The sequence below is a fragment of the Roseibium sp. RKSG952 genome, from assembly GCF_009711355.1.
This window is the reverse complement of sequence record NZ_SMMF01000952.1, coordinates 40,727-60,971: the sequence shown is the minus strand read 5'-3', so window position 1 is coordinate 60,971 and position 20,245 is coordinate 40,727. Positions and strand designations below refer to the sequence as shown.

Below are 20,245 nucleotides of genomic sequence, written 5' to 3'. Positions count from 1 at the left end.
CCCTAACGGCCGTGATAAGCCTTGATATCTGCGATTTCCGCCTGCATGAGCCGGAAGGCATCGAGCGTCTTCTTATCCTGCTCAGACAAGGGTTTGCGGAACTCGGCCTGCTCGATCAGAACTTCCAGCGCATCACCGATCCGGCCGAGCTGCCGCCCGTAACTGCCGACTTCCGTGATGATTTCCTGTTCGACCTCCGGGGCCGGTGATCGTCCGAGGTTGATGTTGATCAGGCCAAACTGGTTGCCAATGGACTTGAACATGTCCGTCCAGGGATTGATGGCCTGTGTTACGTCTCCGGACAAAGGCAACTTGAACATCGGCATCGTGAAGTCTCCGCTTTGGGAAGCAACAGCGCTCATTTACGTGCAATTTTCAAGGAAACGCAACCTTGAAGCGCGATCATCCCAACCGGACACCGCCCGACCGGGCAATCGACAATGCATTTGCCATGGCGCTGGCGAAACTCGTCCGGTCATCGGGATTAAGGAAATCGCCAATATCAACGCGTTCCCCCCGGCTGAACAGAGAGATCCGCGTCACCCCTTCATCTTCGAGACGCGTGACGGAAAGGCGCACCCAGACCGGATTGAACCGGAACTCCTGGCGGCGCTTGCGCGGGCCGATTTTGCGGATGATGATTTCCGTCGCCGAAACGCTGACCTCTTCATAAGCCTTGGCCGACGCGTAGTTCCACCGAAATGCCAGATAAATCAGGACCATATCGAGCCCGAAGAAGCCGAAGACCGGCCAGGCACCGATCATCAGGAACAGCATGCCCGCCACAAAGCTGATTAGCCCCATGCACAACATCAGGATCAGAAATCCATTTGGCCCGAGCGAACGATGCGGGGTGAGGACCGCCGAAAAGAACGGACGATCTGCATCAAATCCATCTGACGCCGGGTCTCGTTTCGGATTGTCCTCACTCATGCTCTGAGATTATAGAGGGGTCATGGCAAAAACAAATAACGCTCCAGTGACGAAACCGGCCGCGACGCGAACCAAAAAAGCAAAACCGGTCAGGAAGGCCCCCTCGGTCGACAATCCCGGCCGGGTGCTGAAACGGTCCCGTTACACCAAGGCAGAAACCTACGCCATTTTCGGGCGGTTTCATGCCGACAATCCGGAGCCCGAAGGCGAACTGGACTACGTTAACGCGTTTACGCTTCTTGTTGCCGTCGTTTTATCGGCGCAGGCAACCGATGTCGGCGTCAACCGCGCGACGAAAAACCTGTTCCTGATCGCAGACACGCCGGAAAAAATGGTCGCACTCGGAGAAGACCGGGTGCGCAAGGAAATCCGGACGATCGGCCTGTTCAAGACCAAGGCCAAAAATGTCATATTACTGTCCGAACAGCTGATCCGCGATCACAATGGCGAAGTACCGGAGGAGCGCGAGGCGCTGGAGAAATTGCCCGGTGTTGGCCGCAAGACCGCCAATGTCGTCCTGAACATCTATTTCGGCCACCCCACCATCGCAGTCGATACACACTTGTTCCGGCTTGGAAACCGTATCGGCATCGCGCCCGGCAAAACCCCCCTTGATGTCGAAAAGGCCATGGAAAAAGCGGTCCCCGCCGAACACAGCTTGCATGCCCATCACTGGCTGATCCTGCATGGCCGTTACATCTGCAAGGCGCGCAAGCCGGAGTGCAGCCGCTGCGTGATTTACGATCTTTGCAAGAGCCCGGACAAGGACGAACTCGAACACATTCCGCAGATCGCTCTGAAGGCGGCAGCTGCAATCGCCCGGCGCGAGACCGTTCAAGAATGAAGCACAACCGCGTTCCGGGCCGCGTTCCGGAAAGTCCCCGCCTGATCTTTCGGGCACCAACAACCGCCGACAGCAGGTTCATTCTCAAACTGATGAACCAACCGGACTATCACGAGTTCATCGGTGACCGCGGGGTCCGGACCCTTTCCGACGCAGAAGTCTATGTCAGGGAAAAACTCGCCCCGCCTTTCATGAAGAAGGGCTTTGGTCTCTGGCTTGTTATTGATCCGGTGATCGGGGACCCGATCGGATTTTGCGGCCTCGTGGACCGGGAACATCTCGACTGCCCGGATCTCGGATACGCACTTCTCGACGAATATCAGGGAAAAGGGTATGCGACCGAAGCGGCTCGAGCCGTGTTGTCATTCAGCCAAACCCAATTGGGCATGACCCGCCTTCTTGCAGTCACGTCTCCACATAATGCAAAATCCGCAAGTGTTCTTACGAAGGCCGGTTTTACGTTTTCAGGGAACACCGCGTTCCCGCCCAACGGCGATCCGGTTCACCTGTACGAGTGGTTCCTCGACGGCTGAAGGTCAGTCCTGTTTCGGCCGAACCCGGACAATCACATCGACATGAACGATTTCCATGCCTTCCGGCGCTTCCGGCAACTTGTCGATCTCAATACTGCCGCCAGGCATATCGACAACCCGGTTCTCGCCTTCAATAAAGAAATGGTGGTGATCGGATACGTTGGTATCGAAATAGGTCTTCGTACCGTCGATCGCGACCTCCCGCAGAAGGCCAGCCTGAGTGAACTGATGCAGCGTGTTGTAAACCGTTGCCAGCGAAACCGGAACCCGCGCAGACACCGCCTCCTCATGCAGGAGTTCTGCCGTGATATGGCGATCCCCCTGAGAATAGAGGATTTCGGCAAGACACACTCTCTGGCGCGTGGGGCGTAATCCGGCTTGCCGAAGCATGTCGGATACATGGGCGGTCGAGTGATGGATCGGCATGGAGTGGGTCATTTTCAGGCTATGTCTCGCAACTACCGTTTCCGGGCTATCCAGGCTTTCAACTCTATCATATTGACAACTTGCAGCAATTGGCCGTTCGTCAAGTCATTTCCAATTCAGTTCTCTCACCTTTTTGCCATTTGTTGGGCCTGTTGTGCAAGTTTTTTGCTCTTGCGACCGACTTGCAGAGGTAATCACCTGCTCGGCAAAAGAAACTTTTGTCGAAAAAGTGTCATACTCGGCCCTAATTTCCAGCTTACGTCACCTTTCGATCCGATTTCCCCTGTGATAGGAAGGCGCCAAACAAACGGACCGAAACCACGCTCTGGCCGGCCCCCGTGCGGATTGGACCGCCAGACCAAGCCATTGATGACGGAAATTGAATGACCGAGCGCCGCTCTAGCTACTCCTACGAAGACCTCCTTTCCTGTGGCCGGGGCGAATTGTTCGGGCCTGGAAACGCGCAGCTTCCCCTGCCGCCGATGCTGATGTTTGATCGGATAACAGAGATTTCCGAAACCGGCGGCGAGTTTGAAAAGGGGCACGTTCGCGCCGAGTTGGAAATCAAGCCAGATCTCTGGTTCTTCCCCTGCCACTTTCAGGGTGATCCTGTGATGCCCGGGTGCCTCGGACTGGACGCGATGTGGCAAATGACCGGCTTCTGGCTTGGCTGGCTCGGCCAGCCGGGACGTGGACGGGCGCTTTCGACCGGAGAAATCAAGTTCACCAAGATGGTCACGCCGGACACAAAGCTGGTCGAATACGGCATCGATATCAAACGCGTTCGGACCGGAAAGCTTGTACTCGGGATTGCCGACGGATGGCTCAAGGCCGATGGTGAAGTCATCTACAAGGCAAAAGATCTGCGCGTCGGCCTGTTTCAGGACTGACCTGACCAGTTCACTCTTCAGTTTCGGTCGCGTTCTCTTTGCGGCCGGACGGCCTTATGTGTTGTTAAGACATTCAGACCGCGCCTTAAAGTTCGGGGCGCGCTTCGCAGTTTAGCTAGGAGACCTCTATGAGGCGGGTAGTCATCACCGGAATGGGCATTGTGTCATCCATTGGCACCAATACCCAAGAAGTTCTGGCGAGCTTGAGAGAAGGTAAATCCGGCATCAGTTTTGCCCCGGACTATGCAGAACATGGTTTCAGAAGCCAGGTTCACGGAATGCCGAAAATCGATATCACCGAACATGTCGACAAGCGTCAACTGCGCTTCATGGGGGATGGCGCGGCTTATAACTACATCGCCATGCAGCAGGCGATCGCCGACAGCGGTCTGGAAGAGACAGACGTCTCCAACCCGCGAACAGGCCTTGTTATGGGCTCCGGCGGACCGTCCACGAAAAACCTGTTCCAGGCGCATCAGATCGTTTTGGAGAAGGGCTCTCCAAAGCGCATGGGCCCCTTCATGGTCACACGCGGCATGAGTTCGACCAACTCGGCCTGTCTCGCCACACCCTTCAAGATAAAGGGCGTCAACTACTCCATCACATCCGCCTGCTCGACTTCGGCGCATTGCATAGGCGCCGGTACCGAACAGATTCAATGGGGCAAGCAGGACATCGTCTTCGCCGGCGGCGGCGAGGAACTGGACTGGACGCTGTCCTGCCTTTTCGACGCCATGGGCGCGATGTCTTCCAAGTACAACGACACACCGGAAACGGCATCACGCGCTTATGACGCCACCCGGGACGGATTTGTCATCGCAGGCGGCGGCGGTGTTGTCGTTCTGGAAGAGCTGGAACACGCAAAGGCCCGTGGCGCCAAAATCTATGCGGAAGTAACCGGCTACGGAGCCAATTCGGATGGCTACGACATGGTTGCTCCGTCAGGTGAAGGCGGCGAGCGGTGCATGCGTATCGCGCTGGAAACCCTTGGTGACCGCAAAGTCGACTACATCAACACACACGGCACTTCGACACCGGTTGGCGATGTCGGCGAAATCGAAGCTATCCGTCGTGTCTTTGGAGACAAGCAACCGCCGGTCTCCTCTACCAAGTCATTGACAGGACACAGCCTTGGCGCCACCGGCGTTCAGGAAGCCATTTATTGCCTCCTGATGCTGCAAAATGATTTTATCACCGCATCGGCCAATATTACCGATCTGGACCCGTCTCTTTCAAAGGAAGAGATCGTGACCGAGCGGATCGACAATGCTGGCCTCGACACCGTTCTGTCCAATAGCTTCGGCTTTGGCGGAACGAATGCAAGTCTGGCACTTTCGCGCTATCACGGTTGAGGAGACCAGAATGTCAGGAATTATGAGTGGCAAGCGCGGGCTTGTCATGGGGGTCGCAAATGACCACTCGATTGCCTGGGGCATCGCGAAAACCCTTTCAGATCATGGAGCGGAACTGGCCTTCACCTACCAGGGGGAGGCCTTTGGCCGCCGGGCCAAGCCGCTTGCCGATTCCGTTGGTTCCAAACTGCTGCTGCCGTGCGATGTGGAAGACATCTCATCTGTCGATTCGGTCTTCGACAAGCTGGAGCAGGAATGGGGGTCGATAGACTTTCTGGTGCATGCGATCGCTTTTTCCGACAAAACGGAACTGCGTGGTAAATATGCAGACACAACCCGGGAGAATTTCGCCCGGACAATGCTCATTTCCTGCTTCTCCTTCACCGAGATTTCCAAGCGCGCGGCCCGGCTGATGCCAAACGGCGGCTCGATGCTGACATTGACCTATGGCGGATCAACCAAGGTCATGCCGAACTACAACGTCATGGGCGTAGCCAAGGCCGCCCTTGAGTCCTCGGTTCGCTACCTTGCGGTTGACTATGGCGAGCAAAACATCCGCGTGAACGCGCTGTCGGCCGGTCCTGTGCGCACGCTCGCCGGATCCGGCGTCTCTGACGCCCGGCTGATGTTCAATTACCAGAAGCGGAACGCACCGCTTCACCGGACAGTGACCCTTGAGGAAATCGGCGGCAGCGGGCTCTACCTTCTGTCCGATTTATCCGGCGGGGTCACCGGTGAAGTCCACTTTGTAGACAGTGGCTATAACATCATGTCGATGCCGCGGCTGGATGAATTGAAAGTTCAGGAACAAAAAACGGAAGCGTAAAGCCGGTCTCCAGATCCGAAAAAGGCGGCCAGTGGCCGCCTTTTTTAATGCAAACTAGTCTACGTCTTCATCCGGATAGACCCCGAACAACCGGGTCTGGTCAAGCCAGCCGTCATATTCCGGTCCATTCACCCTGCACCAGCCGTCCGAACACTCCTGAACTGTTGCCAGAACTTGTGGCTCAAGCTCGGCGACAATCGCAGCGTCTGAAGATGCGCGTGTCCGCAGGGGCGTCCGGTTGTCCTGTTCCCATGGTGTTACGAGAGCGGTCCTGCGCCCGGAGAGCAAGGAATGAAAAACCCAGCCTTCATTGCCTTCCCAATCACGAATTCGCCTCCAATTGTCGAATTCCTGGACAATCTCGACCGGCAAGCCTGCAGCAACAAAGGTCCACGCTACGTCATGTTCGCGCGAGGGACCGATGCGGACATTTACCCTGTCGGATTTCAGACTGACAAATCGCGGGACAGGCAATCCTGTTGCACCGGTTTGCGTGCTTTGTGCCTGGGCATCCGGAAAGGCAAAAACCGATAATCCGAGGAGAAGGACGGCCGCGCCAAGACCGGTTATCCATTTCAGTTTTCTTGTCATATTATTCGGTTGTCCAATTGTGTACCCAACCCGTAATCATGCAAAGCTCTAACGAAATTGGCGCTGAAAAGCCAGATCGAAGGTGAGCTTCAATCTGGCTGGTTTCCCAAGGCACCTCCACTTGTTTCTCCCGATCCATCTGGTAAGGAGAAAGGGAAGTGGTGGTGCCTTGAACGGCAAACCGCGCTGAGGTGGAACCGTTGTGGTTATCGAAGCCCCAACACTGCACAAAAGGCAAAAGGCATGGCGAAAAAGAAGCCTGTTGTTGTTGTGACCCGGAAACTTCCGGAGGTTGTCGAAACCCGGATGCGGGAGTTGTTTGAAACACGCCTCAACGAAACGGACCGGCCCTTCAGCCAGGCGGAACTCGTTGAAGCGGTCAAGACCGCCGACGTTCTGGTTCCGACCGTTACAGACCGTATCGATTCCTCCGTCCTGTCCCAGGCTGGTGAGGATCTCAAGTTGATCGCGAACTTCGGGACGGGTGTCGACAATATCGACGTTGTCACGGCCAACAATCGGGGCATTAACGTCACCAACACGCCAGGTGTCCTAACCGAAGACACCGCCGACATGACAATGGCCCTGATCCTCAGCGTCCCACGGCGCCTGGCATCCGGCATCAAGGCGCTTGAAGACGGCAGCTGGGCAGGTTGGTCACCAACATGGATGCTCGGCCGCCGAATTTGGGGCAAACGCCTTGGAATTATCGGAATGGGCCGGATCGGACAGGCCGTTGCCCGGCGCGCACGCGCCTTCGGCATGTCGATCCATTACCACAACCGCCGAAGGGTCAGCCCGGGCATTGAGGAAGAACTCGAAGCGACATACTGGGAAAGCCTTGACCAGATGCTCGCGCGCATGGATGTGGTGTCCGTTCATTGCCCGCACACACCGGGCACTTTCCATTTGCTCTCGGCGCGCCGCCTGAAGCTGATGAAACCAGACGCCTATATTGTCAACACGGCACGTGGCGAAGTCATCGACGAAAATGCACTTGTGCGAATGCTTGAGACAGGCGACCTTGCTGGCGCGGGTCTTGATGTGTTCGAACACGAACCTGCGGTCAATCCGAAACTGGTCAAGCTGGAAAACGTCGTTCTTCTCCCGCATATGGGATCGGCGACCCTGGAAGGCCGGATCGAGATGGGCGAGAAAGTCATTATCAACATCAAGACTTTCATGGATGGTCACCGCCCGCCGGACCGCGTTTTGCCTTCCATGCTCTGAGGCGCTGTGGGCTTTAGACGTCCCACATAATTGACGTTCGATTCGAAACCGAAACGGCCGGTGCAAACTGGCCGTTTTTTGTTTGTCCCGCATAAACAACTGCAATTCTTCGATAGTTTTCCAGCTGCCTTTTTATGGTCACTTCGCCTGTGCTTCTAAAGGTTGCATTTTTCAGTCCTACAAAACCACCTCGCACAGCCTGCAGCGAAGAAACGGACGGTTGTTATTTCCAGCTGCGTCGGTCCATTGGACCGGTTGTGTGCCGGCACAACAAGGAACACGCATTCAATGGCTCGGCTGATTGTCAGAGGAAACAAGACCCTGTCCGGAACCCTGCAAGTTTCAGGAAACAAGAATGCCTTCCTGCCGATGATGTGTGCCAGCTTGCTCACGGACGAAAAGACGGTTCTGACAGGCTGCCCGCCAATCACCGATGCGAAGAAGATCGCCCGGTATTTTCTGGATCTCGGCTCATCGGTGGGCAGCTGCCCGAATTCCAAACTCATGGAGCTTCATCACGGCAATGCCGACGCCCACCTGAGACAGGCTGTTCTCCCGGCCGGCATACGATCGGCAGTGCTCCTGATCGCTCCGATGCTGCACCGGTTCGGGGAGATCTCGATTGATATCGGATCGAAAGGATGCGCCCTCGGGATCCGGGAAATCGACCCGCATGTCCATATCGCCGAGGCCTTTGGCTGCCGTGCCGAGGTTGAGGGTGGTCTGTGCCATCTCAGACGTCCGAAGACATTCCAGCCTGCGGACATCTGGCTCGATTATCAATCGGTCACCGCGACCGAAACCTTTGTAATGATGGCAGCTTTGACGCCCGGGCGATCACGGCTCAACAACGCTGCCTGCGAACCACATGTGCGCGACCTGTGCCTCATGCTGGAAAAAATGGGCGCCAAAATCAGTGGCATTGGCACCTCGGCCCTTGAAGTCGAGGGGGTAGGCAATCTCTCCGGTATCGAACATGCGGTACCCGAAGACCACCATGAGATCGCGACCTATGCGGCCATCGGCGCCGCAACCGGAAGCGACCTGAAGATAGAAACCCGGGTGTCGGACGACCTGCGGCTGATCGTCCGTCAGTTCCGCAAGGTCGGACTTAATGTTTGGATCGATAGCGAAACGATCCGGACCGGTGTGAGCGACCATATCGTTGCCGAGCCTTTCACTCCTGAAGGCGTAACCAAGGTCGAAGCGGCGCCCTGGCCGTATTTTCCTGCCGATATTCTGCCCCAGATCATTGCAGCCAGCATTCAGGCGCGCGGCGAAATCCTTTTCTGGAACAAGGTCTATGAAGGCGCATTGTTCTGGTCGCCGGAGCTCGCCAAATTCGGGGCCCGTACCTATCTGAGCGACCCTCACAGACTGGTTTTGTTGCCTGCATCTCGTTTGCGCCCTGCGGTCGTGGAAGCACCCTATATCATTCGAGTTGTCATCGGATTGGTTATTGCAGCCCTTCAGATCGACGGCACGTCCGAAATCCGACATGCCGATCCGATATCCCGCGCACATCCCGACTTCATCGAAAAGCTGACCGCCCTCGGCGCCGACCTTGAATGGGCTGACTGACCAGTAGAGACATCTATCGGACTACCGGGTTGGCGCAAAAATCCGGCAGTCATGCGATACGTCACCGCTCCCGGATGCTCAAGGCATAGAAACCGAGGGCAATCGAAATAGCTCCGCCAATGACGAAGGACACTCCGATCGTCGTTGCCTGTGCGATAAATGCTCCAATGAAGGGTGCCGTGAGCAAGGCGACCGTGTTTACGGCCTCGCTCAAGGACGAAACCCTGGCCATCTTGTTCGGATCGGTCTGATTTTGCATGACCGTCCGGATCGGAACTGTCGCCATGGCTGTAAACAGCCCGATCAGCAAGAAGATCATGAAAAACGGAATTGCGGATACAGACGTTTCGAACATATCGAATGCTCCGAGACAAGCAGTCAATGCACCCGAAAACACCAGTCCTGCCGCGACAAAGCGAAATGGCTTTTCCGTGGCCTTGCCCATTCCGAAGTAAAGCGACCCGGCCACTCCGCCGGCCCCGACTGCGGCGAGTGAATAGCCAAGGTCCGCTTCGGTAAACCCAAGCTGTTTAGTCAGCGGCGCAATCAACGTGTCATAGAAAAAGATTGCAAAATAGCCCCCGGCCATCAGCACAAGAGTGGACAACAGAACCGGTTTGCCGGCAACTTCCCGGTAACCTTCCTTCAAGCTCGAAAAGACCGAGCCGTCCCCATCCTCCTGTTGTCGAGGACGGGGAACCGGTTTGAGCGTCAAAAGCATGGCCGCAGCCAAAACGGATATGCCCGCGTTGAGCAGAAAAACATTTTCCGGATCAAACAGGATCATCAAGGATCCGCCAAGCGCCGGAGCGACAATTTTCGACGACTGATTGATGGCATGACTGATGCCATTCGCGGACAGGCGATTGCCCTCGTGTGTCAGTGCCTGAAGCGCCGATTGTTTCGCTGGCGAATAAAAGGCGTCGACGCAGCCACGAAGGAACACAAGGGCCAGAAGCATTTGCCAGTTGGCCGCGAAGGCCAGACCTGCCGTCATCGCGGCACGGCCCAAGTTGCTCAGGACCAACGTTGATTTGATACCGGTCCTGTCAACCAGAACACCCGCAAATGGCCCCACAACCAGATAGGGCAGGCCAAACGCAACCGCCAGCAAGGCAAACACATAAGGGTCAACGCCCCAGACGAATGCCAGCAAAACACCAATGGCAACAAAATCGAGCCAGTCAGAAAAATCTGCAGGGATCTGAGCCGCGAGCAGCTGGATCAGCGGTCCCTCAAAACGGGATATGGACACGGTAGACATGCGCGAACCGTAGTCATCGTACACGCGACACGCTAGTTATTTTTCACAATCTTCAATTGTGTTGAGATGCGCCCGTTTTCTCAATCCTCGGAAGGACCACCGACATATTTTCCCCAAAGTGCCTTGTCTCCCATGCCGTCGACAAAGGCCTTGTGGGCCGCGAACTCCTCAGCCGTGATCCGGGCTGCCAGAGGTTTCGGGCGCGGACGTGCGGAAAAGGGCCCGAGTTGTCCGAATTCGGCCGCCCCGTTTTCGCCCCCCCCACCCGATGCAAGCTCTTCATCCGGAACAAGGCTCAATGCGGTTTGCTTGCCACCGATCAGTTCCAGATAGACTTCCGCCAGAATTTCCGCATCCAGCAACGCGCCGTGCTTCACACGCCTTGAATTGTCGATCCCATAGCGATTGCAGAGTGCATCAAGCGAATTGGGCCCTGTCGGGTGTTTGCGCCGGGCGATTTCCAGAGTGTCGATGACTTGGGAGTTTGGAATGACTCGCTTTCCAGCACGCTCAAGCTCCATATTTATGAAGCCCATATCGAAGGCTGCGTTGTGGATTACCAGAGTGGCGTCGCCGACAAATTCCAGAAACGCGTCGGCCACTTGGGCAAATAGCGGTTTGTCACTCAGAAACTCTTCAGACAGGCCGTGGACGTTGAAGGCCTCGATCGGCATGTCCCGTTGCGGGTTGATATAGACATGGTAGGCATTGCCGGTTGGAACGTGATTGATCAGTTCCACACCGCCAATTTCGACCAGCCGGTCACCGCCGCGCGGATTCAGCCCCGTCGTTTCCGTATCAAATGAAATTTCGCGCATGTCTGTCCGTTCACATTCCTGATCTCATCAGGCCCCGCTGATGATATGCTTGACCTTAACAGTGAGACATTCCGGGGGAGGATTCAAATGCGCACCTGTTGGATAGTGGGGATTGCGGCCCTGCTCGGGTTTCCAGTGCCACATGCAAACGCTCAAAGCAACGAACCGGAAACCTGGTCTGCCACCTGCATGCGGCTCAAAGGGTCCGATATGCAGAAGGTCGGTCCCTGCGACATCACGGTAACGGCAAATGCGGTGGGTGCCACGGAAACGTGGCAATGGAGCGACGGCGTTCAAACGATCATCAAGACCGAAGCCGAAACGAAGGCGACAATCAACGGTCTTCCGGCTGTCGAAACCACCGTTCCCGGTGGCATCGACAAGAATGCGTCTTGCATGAGACTCGAGACGGAAGGGCTGCTTTACTGTTCGGTCCTGAAGCCTTGAATCGCGTTATCTTGCCGCGAGGGCTTTCAGGATCGCCGCGACCGAGCGCTTCGCCGGCTCCAGCCCGTGTCCGGTGTCGATCACAAAATGGGCCCGGCGGCGTTTTTCGGCATCCGGCATCTGTTTTGTCCGGATGGCAACAAACTTTTCGAGCGTCATCCCGGGCCGTTCCATCACTCGTTCTTGCTGAATGTCCGGCGATGCGGTGACAACCACATTCATGTCGGTCCGCTGACTTTCCCCGCTTTCAAACAGAAGCGGGATGTCCAGCACAACGATGCGATGTCCTTGCCGCCGGGCCGTTTCCAGAAAGACCGCCTCTTCCTCCTTCACCAGAGGATGGATGATTGCCTCCAGCTGCGCCATGGCCGGCGGTTTTCCAAAAACCAACGGCCCCAGCAGCGCACGATCAACCTTTCCATCGATCACGGTTCCGGGAAATGCCTGTTCAACAAGAGGAGCGGCCCGGCCTGCATAAAGCGCGTGGACAGCGGCATCCGCATCATAGACCGGAACGCCCTGCTCTGCGAAAAGCCTGGCTGTGGTCGATTTGCCCATGCCGATTGACCCTGTAAGGCCGAGCCGGATCATGATGCCAATCCAAGATCAGCCACAACAAGGTCCCGAAGCACTTCGTCGACGACAGGACGCACGCCGAACCATTTTTCGAATCCGGGCACCGCCTGATGCAACAACATCCCTAGCCCGTCCACAGTGGGGTGACCACGTTCCCGCGCCTGCCGGAGAAGGTCCGTTTCAAGCGGTGCGTAGACGATATCGGTCACAAACGCCCCTTCGGACAACGGAGACAGGTCGATCAGAAGCGGATCCTTTCCACTCATGCCCAGACTTGTCGTGTTTACCAACACACAGGCAGCCCCCAGAAGATCAGCAAGCTTGTCAAAGGTGTGTGCACTTGTTTTGGGACCGAATTCGGTGGCGAGTCTCTCAGCTTTTTCGAGGGTCCGGTTGACGATATGCACAGCCTCGAAGCCGCGATCAAGCAATGACCAGACAATGGCTCGCGATGCTCCGCCCGCCCCCAGAACAACCGCGGATCCTTTCTGCTTGTCCCATTGCGGAAATCCCTGATCAAGATTTGCGACGAAGCCCAGACCATCCGTATTGGCGCCGCACAATCTGCCGTCTTGATCCAGCCACAACGTGTTGGCCGCCCCCATTGCCCGGGCCGCTGGATCGAGCCAGTCACATGCGGAAGCTGCAACTTCCTTATGCGGAACCGTGACATTGCAACCAATTAATCCGGACTGCGCGAAGTTATTGTAAAACCCGGCAGCCTTTTCCGGTTCCACGGCTACGCGTTCGTAACTGCCTTCAAGACCATGTGTCTTCAACCAATACCCATGGATCGCCGGTGAACGGGAATGTGCCACCGGCCACCCGGTAATTGCGGCACGCGGAACCTTGCTCATGTTTCAATCACCTTCAGGTCGCGCAATTGCGCCAAAAGCGGCATCATCGGCAGACCCAAAACGGTAAAGTAGTCCCCTTCGATTTTCTCGAACAACTGAATCCCCGGACCTTCGAGCTGATACGCGCCGACACTTGTCAACGCTGCTTCGCCCACTCTTGCCAAATAATGACCTACAAACTCCGGCGTGAATTTCCGCATGGTCAGGCGTGCGATGGAAACAGTGCGCCAAATGGCCTCGCCGTCTCGGGAAATCACCACCGCAGACATCAGTTCATGGGTCCGGCCGGCGAATTCCAGAAGCTGGTGGCGGGCCGCATCCATATCTTCCGGTTTGGTATAACGCTCCCCGTTAAAGGCGAGAATCTGATCCGCGCCGATCACAAGATCGCCCGGCCGTCTTTCGCTGACATTGTCCGCCTTTGCCTCGGCCAGAACGCTCGCAAGATCCTCGGGCGGAAAGCCGCTTTTAAGCAGGGGCTCTTCGACAGCCCGTTCATCGATATTGGCCGGATCGACCTCAAAGGTCAGGCCGGCATTGAGCATCAGATCCGCCCGGATCCTGCTGCCACTGGCAAGCACGAGTTTCATGCTGTCTCCCGGTGTGTGAGGTGAATATCAGCCATTGGCGGCTGCCTGAGATTTGTGATCACGGTAAAGGGTCAGGATTTCCGCAGCCGTTTCTTCAACGGAACGACGGGTCACATCAATAATCGGCCAGCTGTTTTCCGCACACAAGCGCCGGGTCATGTTGATTTCCTGAGCGATTTCCTTCCGGTCCACATAGGTGTCATTGTAGGTTTCGGAAGCCAGAGAAAGAACCCGGTTGCGGCGGATCTGCTGAATGCGCTCCGCCGATGCAACGAGCCCGACGATCAGGGTTTCCTTCAATTCCAACAATTGATGCGGCACCGGAATGTTCGGAATAAGCGGCACATTTGCCGCTTTTATCCCGCGATTTGCCAGATAAATGCAGGTCGGTGTCTTGGATGTTCTCGATATGCCGACCAAGACGATATCAGCGGCCTTCAGTCCATCCCACAGCTGTCCGTCATCATGCATCATCGTGTAGTTGAGCGCTTCCATACGCCGGAAATACTCAGCATCCAGTTCATGCTGGCCTCCAACGCGATGGGTCTGGGTCACATTCAGATAGGACTGAAACACGTCAAACACCGGATCAAGAATGTTCACGAACGGAACACCCAATTCACGGCAGATCCGTTCCAGCCGTTGCGAAATGTCTTCATCCACCAGAGTGTAAAGCACAATTCCGGGTGCTGCCTCGATTTCCGAGACAACACGGTCCAGCTGCTTGTGGCTGCGGACAAGCGGATAGACGTGCTCGATTTCCTGGATGTTCTCATACTGTGCGGTTGCGGCACGCGCGACGGTCATCAACGTTTCGCCCGTTGAATCGGAAACGAGATGCAAATGAAAATAATGACGGGACTTACTCACGCTATCATCCCCATGGCTGTTGATGGATTGGGCAATCAAGGGGTTTTTGCTGCGCCAGGTCCGGTTTATCCGCGTTCACCGTCTTTTATGAACAATTCAAGATTCAAAATCGACTCTTACCGAAACGGATTTTGGTATCGGTGGATTAACATGATATCGGGATCTACCAACAGGGTCTCCACCGGAGTCGGCGGCATCAGCGTTCCATGAATCGGATTGGTAACCGCTTGTAACATCGTTATTTTTCTGGTTATCGACTCCTGTGGAGGGGATCATGTCCAAAACCCGGCTGGACTCTGTCCAACTGAAGCCTTTCGTGTGAGGGTTTGTGGAAGGACAATGATCCCTGTAGTTCACACACAATAAGAAAAAACAGATTCAAAATAAGAATCTTTTTTGGTTTGGAATGTGCGAAAGGGTCACCGCCTCATGAAATCCGAAGACAGAACCGTGATGAGAGTTTTAGCCGGTGAAAAGATCTGGCCACCGCCCGTCTGGATGATGCGGCAAGCGGGCCGTTATCTTCCGGAGTACAGGGAGGTTCGAGCCAAGGCTCCCAACTTTCTGAGCTTTTGTTATAATCCTGATCTTGCAACGGAAGTGACGCTTCAGCCCATTCGACGGTATGGCTTTGATGCATCCATTCTGTTCTCCGATATCTTTGTCGTCCCGGATGCCATCGGATATCCCGTCCGCTTTGAAGAGGGCAGAGGGCCGGTTCTGAAACCTCTTTCCCCGACACTGGTTGAAAACCTCGATCAGGACCGTGCTGAAGATCACTTAAAACCGGTTATAGAAACGGTTTCCCGTCTGCGGGCAGAGTTGCCTGAGGAAACGACATTGCTCGGCTTCTGTGGTGCTCCCTGGACCGTGGCATGTTATTCGGTTGCCGGTCACACCACGCAAGATCAGGTTGCCGCCCGTGTCGGAGCCTATCGGGACCCTGATCTGATGAATGCGTTCATCGAGAAACTGGTGACGGCCTCGATCCGTTATCTTGTCCGGCAGCTGGATGCAGGGGCGGACGCAGTCCAGATTTTTGACACCTGGGCTGGGGTTCTCGACGAAACCGGTTTTGAAACCTGGAGCATTCGCCCGACGAAGGCGATTGTTTCGGCAGTGAAGGCAGCGCGGCCCGGAGCCAAAATCATAGGCTTCCCGAAAGCCTCTTCCGCCCGGACTGCAAAGTATGTTGCTGAAACCGGCGTGGATGCTGTCGGCTTTGACTGGACGGCTCCGGATCAGGTCGCGCTCGAGATCCAGAAGAAAGTGCCGATCCAGGGGAACCTCGACCCGATGCGGCTGGTTGCAGGCGGCAAGGCTCTTGAGGATGGTGTGCGGCATATCCTGTCGACCTTCGACAAGGGCCCGCTGATCTTCAATCTCGGTCACGGCGTAACACCGGATGCGGATCCGGCAAACGTTGCCCGGATGGTCGAGCTGGTTCGAAAAGGGTAAGCGCGGTGGATCTCTATAGCTGGGTCAAGGCCCTTCACGTCATCTCGATCATCGCCTGGATGGCTGCCATCCTCTATTTGCCGCGTCTGTTCGTCTATCACGTCGCCGCCGAGACAGGATCTGTCCAGTCCGAGACCTTCAAGGTCATGGAACGGCGTTTGCTGAAAGCGATCATGACCCCCTCCATGATTGTCGCCTGGGCGACGGGGTTGTGGATGGCGACGCAGATTGATGCGTTCAGCCAGGGTTGGTTTCACGCCAAACTGACGCTGGTCGTGATCATGTCGGCAGTTCACGGATATCTGGCTGGCTGTACGCGCAAATTCGCAAATGACGCAAATACCAAGACGGCGCGCTTTTACCGGATCCTGAACGAGGTTCCGACGCTTTTGATGATCTTCATCGTGATCCTGGTGATTGTGAAGCCCTTCTGAGTGAGGGAAATTTTAAATCGGAGGGCGGATGCCTTGGTTTTCCGCCCTTCTGCATAAATTGCAGGCTTGCACTCTTTCCTGAAAAAGCTTATCGTCGCGCCAACTTCCAACTGGTGCTGTTGTCCTGAGTGTCGAAGTCAGCCGGCACCCGATCTCTTATGGACGATCAACGGTTCTTCCAGTTTTCTGAAAACCAGACTTTGTCGGGTTCGGAAATTCCTTCCAAATTTTCCCATCAACAATACGATCCCAATCGATTCGGGCAATGAAACTCAAAGACCTGAAAGAAAAAACACCAACCGAACTGCTCCAGTTTGCTGAGGAGCTCGAGGTTGAAAATGCCAGCACCATGCGCAAGCAGGAGCTGATGTTCGCAATTCTCAAGAACCTCGCAGCCCAGGACGTGGAAATCGTCGGTGAAGGTGTGGTTGAGGTTTTGCAGGATGGTTTCGGCTTTCTCCGGTCACCGGATGCGAACTATCTGCCCGGTCCGGATGACATCTATGTCTCGCCGTCGCAGATCAGGCGCTTTTCCCTGCGTACGGGGGACACCGTCGAGGGCCAGATCCGCAGCCCGAAAGAAGGCGAGCGCTACTTCGCACTCCTCAAGGTCAATACGATTAATTTCGAGGATCCGGAAAAGGCACGCCACAAGGTTCATTTCGACAATCTGACCCCGCTCTACCCGGATGAGCGGTTCAAGATGGAAATCGAGGACCCGACGCGCAAGGACCTGTCGTCTCGGGTGATTGATCTCGTGGCACCGTTGGGCAAGGGGCAACGCGCCTTGATCACCGCGCCACCGCGCACCGGTAAGACGGTCTTTCTTCAAAACATCGCGCAGTCGATCACCACAAATCACCCGGAATGCTATCTGATCGTTCTTCTGATCGACGAGCGGCCGGAAGAAGTGACAGACATGCAGCGGACGGTGAATGGCGAGGTCGTGTCTTCGACCTTCGACGAGCCCGCATCCCGCCATGTTCAGGTCGCGGAAATGGTGATCGAAAAGGCCAAGCGCCTGACCGAACATGGCCGTGACGTTGTCATTCTGCTCGATTCGATTACCCGTCTGGGCAGGGCCTACAACACGGTTGTCCCGTCATCAGGCAAGGTTTTGACCGGTGGTGTCGACGCCAATGCCCTGCAACGTCCGAAGCGTTTCTTTGGTGCGGCCCGAAACATTGAAGAGGGCGGGTCCCTGACCATCATCGCGACCGCTCTGATCGATACCGGGAGCCGCATGGACGAGGTTATCTTTGAAGAGTTCAAGGGAACGGGCAACTCCGAGATCATCCTTGATCGCAAGATCTCCGACAAGCGTGTTTATCCGGCCATTGATATTCAACGCTCCGGGACGCGGAAGGAAGAACTTCTGGTTCCGGCTGAAAGGCTCAAGAAAACCTTCGTTCTGCGCCGGATCCTCAATCCGATGGGGACCGTGGATGCTGTTGAGTTTCTGCTGGACAAGTTGAAGCAGACAAAGTCGAACGACGAGTTTTTCGACAGCATGAACACCTGATTTTATATCGGATCCGTTTCGATCGAGAAGGCGCAGCTTTGGGAACAATTGCTGCGCCTTTCTTTGTTCTGGTGTTGAATGGGCAGAACGTTTACCGATGCTGTCACGACGAGGTGCGGACAATGAACATTCCGACTGGGACCGAACGTTTGTCAATCCGGCCGTGGAACAAGGGATCGGATTTCCAGAATTTGTTCGATCTTTGTTCTAACCGGGACGTTATGCGTCATTTTCCGGCCATTCTATCGGAGGAGGAAACAAAGTCCTTTTTGGACAGACTGATTTCCAGTCATCAGGAAAATGGATTTTGTTTTCTTCCAATAGAGGATCGGAATACCGGTAAGTTTCTAGGGTTTGCCGGCTTGCATCGTCCCCGTTTCAGCAAGCCCTTGGCCTTTTCACCATGTGTTGAAATCGGTTGGCGGTTGTTGCCTGAAGCATGGGGGCAGGGACTTGCAAGTGAAGCGGCAAGAGCCTGGCTTGAATTTGGTTTCGAGAGTGCCGCTTTGGATGAAATCGTGTCTTTTACGGCAGTTCAGAACATTCCGTCACAGAAGGTGATGCAAAGAATTGGAATGCTGCGCGACCTGGATGGTGATTTCGATCACCCCTCAGTCCCGGATGGTCATCATCTCCAGCGGCATGTGCTCTATAGGTTGAAACGGAACCAGTTCTAGGAGATGTGTTTCACGTGAAACATCACGACGGTTTTTTGGACCGAGTCGAAACAGTTCTGATCTCTGATATCAACAAAGACGGCGATCCCGAGGCTTTGAGATAGAATCATGACCGAAACAATTTATGCATTGTCGAGCGGTTCTTTACCCGCAGGGGTTGCCGTCATTCGTTTGTCCGGTCCACAAACCCGTACTGTTCTTGTGAAACTTGCTGGTCTTTTGCCGGAGCCGAGACAGGCTGTGCTCAGGAGATTGAAAAATCCAGGTTCCGGTGACCTCCTTGATGAAGCCCTTGTTTTGTATTTCCAGGCTCCAAAAAGTTTCACTGGGGAAGACGTCGCCGAACTGCATTGTCATGGCGGGCGGGCTGTCGTTGCCGCTGTTTTGGAAACCTTGTCCGGCCAGACCGGCTGCCGCCCGGCAGAGCCGGGAGAGTTTACGCGCCGCGCATTTTACAACGGCCGGTTGGATTTGACGGAAGTTGAGGGCCTTTCTGATCTGATCGCATCCGAAACGGAAATGCAGCGCAAGCAGGCGCTACGCCAGATGAGCGGAGCGCTTGGTTCTCTTTATGAAGGGTGGCGCAAACGGTTGATCCAAATGCGGGCCATGATCGAGGCGGACTTCGATTTTGCCGATGAAGAAGATGTTCCGGGCAGCGTCGCCGATGAGGTATGGCGCGAAGCGGACGCATTGGCGTCGGAGATAAACATACACCTAAAAAAATCAAGGAATGCGGAACGCATCCGATCCGGAATTCAGGTGGTTCTCATGGGAGCCCCCAACGCCGGCAAGTCCAGTCTTATGAATGCCTTGGCAGGGCGTGATGTCGCGATTGTCACGGAAGAAGCCGGGACCACACGTGATATCATCGAAGTGCATTTGGATCTTTTTGGTTATCCTGTCACCTTGGTCGACACGGCCGGGCTTCGGGAAACGGAAGGTCTTGTGGAACGGGAAGGCATCCGGCGGGCGCTCGACCGGGGGAGGGGGGCTGATCTGGTTCTTTGGCTTGAAGAGCCGGGCGGTTTGGCGTTCACAGATGCTGATCCGGAATTGTTGGGTGGTGTCGAATCTGCAGGTGTTCCCATCTGGAACCTCAAAACCAAACAGGATCATTTAGGCATCGACATGCGCGATCTTGCGGAAGTGGATGCCGGCATCTTGGTATCCACGCAGGCTCAGGATGGTCTGGAAGCTTTGTTGAAGAAGCTCGCGGTGTTTGCAGAGCAATCGATTTCTATCGGGGAATCACCTTTGGCGACACGGGATCGCCACCGTTACCTGTTGGAAGAATGTGGAAAAGCACTGGCACAGGCTGTGGCCAACACGCATTTTCCACCGGAGCTGCGGGCCGAGGACCTTAGAAAGGCTGCGGTTTGCCTTGGAACGATCACCGGCCGGATTGATGTCGAAGATTTGTTGGATGTGATTTTTCGAGACTTTTGTATCGGTAAGTAAACTCTGCTGGCATTTGGGTGTTTCACGTGAAACATGGGGCCCTCAAATCGATGCCGGAACAGCGT

The 20,245-nt window shown here is 55.4% G+C and carries 23 protein-coding genes; 13 read left to right on the top strand and 10 right to left on the bottom strand.

From position 1 onward, the window contains the following. Nucleotides 1-2 precede the first annotated feature (2 nt). Together E1297_RS34400 and E1297_RS34395 are read right to left on the bottom strand one after the other, a co-directional pair. A complete protein-coding gene (locus E1297_RS34400) occupies nucleotides 3-326 on the bottom strand; it encodes a hypothetical protein (protein ID WP_155146120.1) in 324 nt (107 codons plus the stop codon). A gap of 76 nt (nucleotides 327-402) precedes the next feature. Further along, nucleotides 403-933, bottom strand: coding sequence for a DUF2244 domain-containing protein (locus E1297_RS34395; protein WP_155146118.1), 531 nt, complete (start codon nucleotides 931-933; stop codon nucleotides 403-405). A gap of 22 nt (nucleotides 934-955) precedes the next feature. On the opposite strand from E1297_RS34395, the gene nth reads away from it, so the two are divergent. Beyond that, nucleotides 956-1,777: an endonuclease III gene (gene nth, locus E1297_RS34390; protein WP_155146116.1), complete on the top strand. Its 822-nt coding sequence runs from the start codon at nucleotides 956-958 to the stop codon at nucleotides 1,775-1,777. Beyond that, nucleotides 1,774-2,310, top strand: a complete 537-nt coding sequence (locus E1297_RS34385) for a GNAT family N-acetyltransferase (protein WP_155146115.1) — start codon at nucleotides 1,774-1,776, stop codon at nucleotides 2,308-2,310. The genes nth and E1297_RS34385 overlap by 4 nt, the downstream gene beginning before the upstream one ends. 3 nt (nucleotides 2,311-2,313) lie before the next feature. Here E1297_RS34385 and irrA read toward each other — a convergent pair whose 3' ends face one another. Then, entirely contained in the window at nucleotides 2,314-2,748 is a 435-nt protein-coding gene (irrA, locus tag E1297_RS34380) for an iron response transcriptional regulator IrrA (RefSeq protein WP_209016179.1), read from the bottom strand. 371 nt (nucleotides 2,749-3,119) lie between these two features. Here irrA and fabA point away from each other — a divergent pair, with 371 nt between their 5' ends. The 3 genes from fabA (at nucleotide 3,120) to fabI (ending at nucleotide 5,804) form a co-directional block, all read left to right on the top strand. After that, nucleotides 3,120-3,626, top strand: a complete 507-nt coding sequence (gene fabA / locus E1297_RS34375) for a 3-hydroxyacyl-[acyl-carrier-protein] dehydratase FabA (protein WP_155146113.1) — start codon at nucleotides 3,120-3,122, stop codon at nucleotides 3,624-3,626. Between the two features lie 128 nt (nucleotides 3,627-3,754). After that, nucleotides 3,755-4,978, top strand: coding sequence for a beta-ketoacyl-ACP synthase I (gene fabB, locus E1297_RS34370; RefSeq protein ID WP_155146111.1), 1,224 nt, complete (start codon nucleotides 3,755-3,757; stop codon nucleotides 4,976-4,978). A 10-nt stretch (nucleotides 4,979-4,988) separates the two neighbouring features. Continuing rightward, nucleotides 4,989-5,804, top strand: coding sequence for an enoyl-ACP reductase FabI (fabI, locus tag E1297_RS34365; protein ID WP_155146109.1), 816 nt, complete (start codon nucleotides 4,989-4,991; stop codon nucleotides 5,802-5,804). A 54-nt stretch (nucleotides 5,805-5,858) separates the two neighbouring features. Here fabI and E1297_RS34360 read toward each other — a convergent pair whose 3' ends face one another. Continuing rightward, nucleotides 5,859-6,395 (bottom strand): SH3 domain-containing protein, encoded by a 537-nt coding sequence (locus tag E1297_RS34360; protein ID WP_155146107.1) that lies wholly within the window; start codon nucleotides 6,393-6,395, stop codon nucleotides 5,859-5,861. A gap of 243 nt (nucleotides 6,396-6,638) precedes the next feature. Here E1297_RS34360 and E1297_RS34355 point away from each other — a divergent pair, with 243 nt between their 5' ends. After that, entirely contained in the window at nucleotides 6,639-7,625 is a 987-nt protein-coding gene (locus E1297_RS34355) for a D-glycerate dehydrogenase (protein ID WP_155146105.1), read from the top strand. Between the two features lie 288 nt (nucleotides 7,626-7,913). Then, complete coding sequence (locus E1297_RS34350; protein ID WP_155146103.1) at nucleotides 7,914-9,206, top strand: UDP-N-acetylglucosamine 1-carboxyvinyltransferase; 1,293 nt, start codon at nucleotides 7,914-7,916, stop codon at nucleotides 9,204-9,206. Between the two features lie 61 nt (nucleotides 9,207-9,267). On the opposite strand, the gene E1297_RS34345 is transcribed toward E1297_RS34350, so the two are convergent. Further along, on the bottom strand, nucleotides 9,268-10,470 hold the full coding sequence (locus E1297_RS34345) for an MFS transporter (RefSeq protein WP_155146101.1): 1,203 nt from the start codon (nucleotides 10,468-10,470) through the stop codon (nucleotides 9,268-9,270). Nucleotides 10,471-10,550: 80 nt separating this feature from the next. Next, a complete protein-coding gene (gene dnaQ / locus E1297_RS34340) occupies nucleotides 10,551-11,288 on the bottom strand; it encodes a DNA polymerase III subunit epsilon (protein ID WP_155146099.1) in 738 nt (245 codons plus the stop codon). Between the two features lie 87 nt (nucleotides 11,289-11,375). Between dnaQ and E1297_RS34335 the strand changes: the two genes are divergently transcribed. Beyond that, on the top strand, nucleotides 11,376-11,735 hold the full coding sequence (locus tag E1297_RS34335) for a hypothetical protein (protein ID WP_155146097.1): 360 nt from the start codon (nucleotides 11,376-11,378) through the stop codon (nucleotides 11,733-11,735). Nucleotides 11,736-11,741: 6 nt separating this feature from the next. On the opposite strand, the gene coaE is transcribed toward E1297_RS34335, so the two are convergent. Genes coaE through E1297_RS34315 form a run of 4 tightly spaced genes read right to left on the bottom strand, consistent with a single transcriptional unit; the run spans nucleotide 11,742 to nucleotide 14,628 of the window. Next, on the bottom strand, nucleotides 11,742-12,326 hold the full coding sequence (gene coaE, locus E1297_RS34330; protein ID WP_155146095.1) for a dephospho-CoA kinase: 585 nt from the start codon (nucleotides 12,324-12,326) through the stop codon (nucleotides 11,742-11,744). Further along, the gene (locus E1297_RS34325; protein ID WP_155146093.1) at nucleotides 12,323-13,168 is read right to left on the bottom strand and encodes a shikimate dehydrogenase; all 846 of its coding nucleotides are present in this window, start codon (nucleotides 13,166-13,168) and stop codon (nucleotides 12,323-12,325) included. The genes coaE and E1297_RS34325 overlap by 4 nt, the downstream gene beginning before the upstream one ends. Further along, a complete protein-coding gene (locus tag E1297_RS34320) occupies nucleotides 13,165-13,758 on the bottom strand; it encodes a Maf-like protein (RefSeq protein WP_155146092.1) in 594 nt (197 codons plus the stop codon). The genes E1297_RS34325 and E1297_RS34320 overlap by 4 nt, the downstream gene beginning before the upstream one ends. A 27-nt stretch (nucleotides 13,759-13,785) precedes the next feature. Continuing rightward, the gene (locus E1297_RS34315; RefSeq protein ID WP_368669783.1) at nucleotides 13,786-14,628 is read right to left on the bottom strand and encodes a pyruvate, water dikinase regulatory protein; all 843 of its coding nucleotides are present in this window, start codon (nucleotides 14,626-14,628) and stop codon (nucleotides 13,786-13,788) included. 429 nt (nucleotides 14,629-15,057) lie between these two features. Here E1297_RS34315 and hemE point away from each other — a divergent pair, with 429 nt between their 5' ends. From hemE to mnmE, 5 genes are all read left to right on the top strand, one after another. Next, nucleotides 15,058-16,086: a uroporphyrinogen decarboxylase gene (hemE, locus tag E1297_RS34310; RefSeq protein ID WP_155146090.1), complete on the top strand. Its 1,029-nt coding sequence runs from the start codon at nucleotides 15,058-15,060 to the stop codon at nucleotides 16,084-16,086. 5 nt (nucleotides 16,087-16,091) lie between these two features. Beyond that, nucleotides 16,092-16,520 (top strand): protoporphyrinogen oxidase HemJ, encoded by a 429-nt coding sequence (hemJ, locus tag E1297_RS34305; protein WP_368669782.1) that lies wholly within the window; start codon nucleotides 16,092-16,094, stop codon nucleotides 16,518-16,520. A gap of 256 nt (nucleotides 16,521-16,776) precedes the next feature. Further along, the gene (gene rho, locus E1297_RS34300; RefSeq protein WP_368669791.1) at nucleotides 16,777-18,042 is read left to right on the top strand and encodes a transcription termination factor Rho; all 1,266 of its coding nucleotides are present in this window, start codon (nucleotides 16,777-16,779) and stop codon (nucleotides 18,040-18,042) included. A 122-nt stretch (nucleotides 18,043-18,164) separates the two neighbouring features. Next, entirely contained in the window at nucleotides 18,165-18,719 is a 555-nt protein-coding gene (locus E1297_RS34295; RefSeq protein ID WP_155146085.1) for a GNAT family N-acetyltransferase, read from the top strand. Between the two features lie 108 nt (nucleotides 18,720-18,827). Continuing rightward, nucleotides 18,828-20,180, top strand: coding sequence for a tRNA uridine-5-carboxymethylaminomethyl(34) synthesis GTPase MnmE (gene mnmE, locus E1297_RS34290; protein ID WP_155146083.1), 1,353 nt, complete (start codon nucleotides 18,828-18,830; stop codon nucleotides 20,178-20,180). The last annotated feature ends 65 nt before the right edge of the window (nucleotides 20,181-20,245 follow it).

Excerpts from the sequence above, each read along its gene's own strand:
- E1297_RS34355 (WP_155146105.1), top strand. The coding sequence starts at position 6,639 with ATGGCGAAAAAGAAGCCTGTTGTTGTTGTGACCCGGAAACTTCCGGAG.
- E1297_RS34320 (WP_155146092.1), bottom strand. The coding sequence starts at position 13,758 with ATGAAACTCGTGCTTGCCAGTGGCAGCAGGATCCGGGCGGATCTGATG.
- E1297_RS34395 (WP_155146118.1), bottom strand. The coding sequence starts at position 933 with ATGAGTGAGGACAATCCGAAACGAGACCCGGCGTCAGATGGATTTGAT.
- fabI (WP_155146109.1), top strand. The coding sequence starts at position 4,989 with ATGTCAGGAATTATGAGTGGCAAGCGCGGGCTTGTCATGGGGGTCGCA.
- E1297_RS34360 (WP_155146107.1), bottom strand. The coding sequence starts at position 6,395 with ATGACAAGAAAACTGAAATGGATAACCGGTCTTGGCGCGGCCGTCCTT.
- E1297_RS34400 (WP_155146120.1), bottom strand. The coding sequence starts at position 326 with ATGCCGATGTTCAAGTTGCCTTTGTCCGGAGACGTAACACAGGCCATC.
- fabA (WP_155146113.1), top strand. The coding sequence starts at position 3,120 with ATGACCGAGCGCCGCTCTAGCTACTCCTACGAAGACCTCCTTTCCTGT.
- E1297_RS34295 (WP_155146085.1), top strand. The coding sequence starts at position 18,165 with ATGAACATTCCGACTGGGACCGAACGTTTGTCAATCCGGCCGTGGAAC.
- E1297_RS34345 (WP_155146101.1), bottom strand. The coding sequence starts at position 10,470 with ATGTCTACCGTGTCCATATCCCGTTTTGAGGGACCGCTGATCCAGCTG.
- fabB (WP_155146111.1), top strand. The coding sequence starts at position 3,755 with ATGAGGCGGGTAGTCATCACCGGAATGGGCATTGTGTCATCCATTGGC.
- coaE (WP_155146095.1), bottom strand. The coding sequence starts at position 12,326 with ATGATCCGGCTCGGCCTTACAGGGTCAATCGGCATGGGCAAATCGACC.
- irrA (WP_209016179.1), bottom strand. The coding sequence starts at position 2,748 with ATGACCCACTCCATGCCGATCCATCACTCGACCGCCCATGTATCCGAC.
- nth (WP_155146116.1), top strand. The coding sequence starts at position 956 with ATGGCAAAAACAAATAACGCTCCAGTGACGAAACCGGCCGCGACGCGA.
- E1297_RS34325 (WP_155146093.1), bottom strand. The coding sequence starts at position 13,168 with ATGAGCAAGGTTCCGCGTGCCGCAATTACCGGGTGGCCGGTGGCACAT.
- mnmE (WP_155146083.1), top strand. The coding sequence starts at position 18,828 with ATGACCGAAACAATTTATGCATTGTCGAGCGGTTCTTTACCCGCAGGG.
- dnaQ (WP_155146099.1), bottom strand. The coding sequence starts at position 11,288 with ATGCGCGAAATTTCATTTGATACGGAAACGACGGGGCTGAATCCGCGC.
- hemE (WP_155146090.1), top strand. The coding sequence starts at position 15,058 with ATGAAATCCGAAGACAGAACCGTGATGAGAGTTTTAGCCGGTGAAAAG.
- E1297_RS34350 (WP_155146103.1), top strand. The coding sequence starts at position 7,914 with ATGGCTCGGCTGATTGTCAGAGGAAACAAGACCCTGTCCGGAACCCTG.
- E1297_RS34335 (WP_155146097.1), top strand. The coding sequence starts at position 11,376 with ATGCGCACCTGTTGGATAGTGGGGATTGCGGCCCTGCTCGGGTTTCCA.
- E1297_RS34385 (WP_155146115.1), top strand. The coding sequence starts at position 1,774 with ATGAAGCACAACCGCGTTCCGGGCCGCGTTCCGGAAAGTCCCCGCCTG.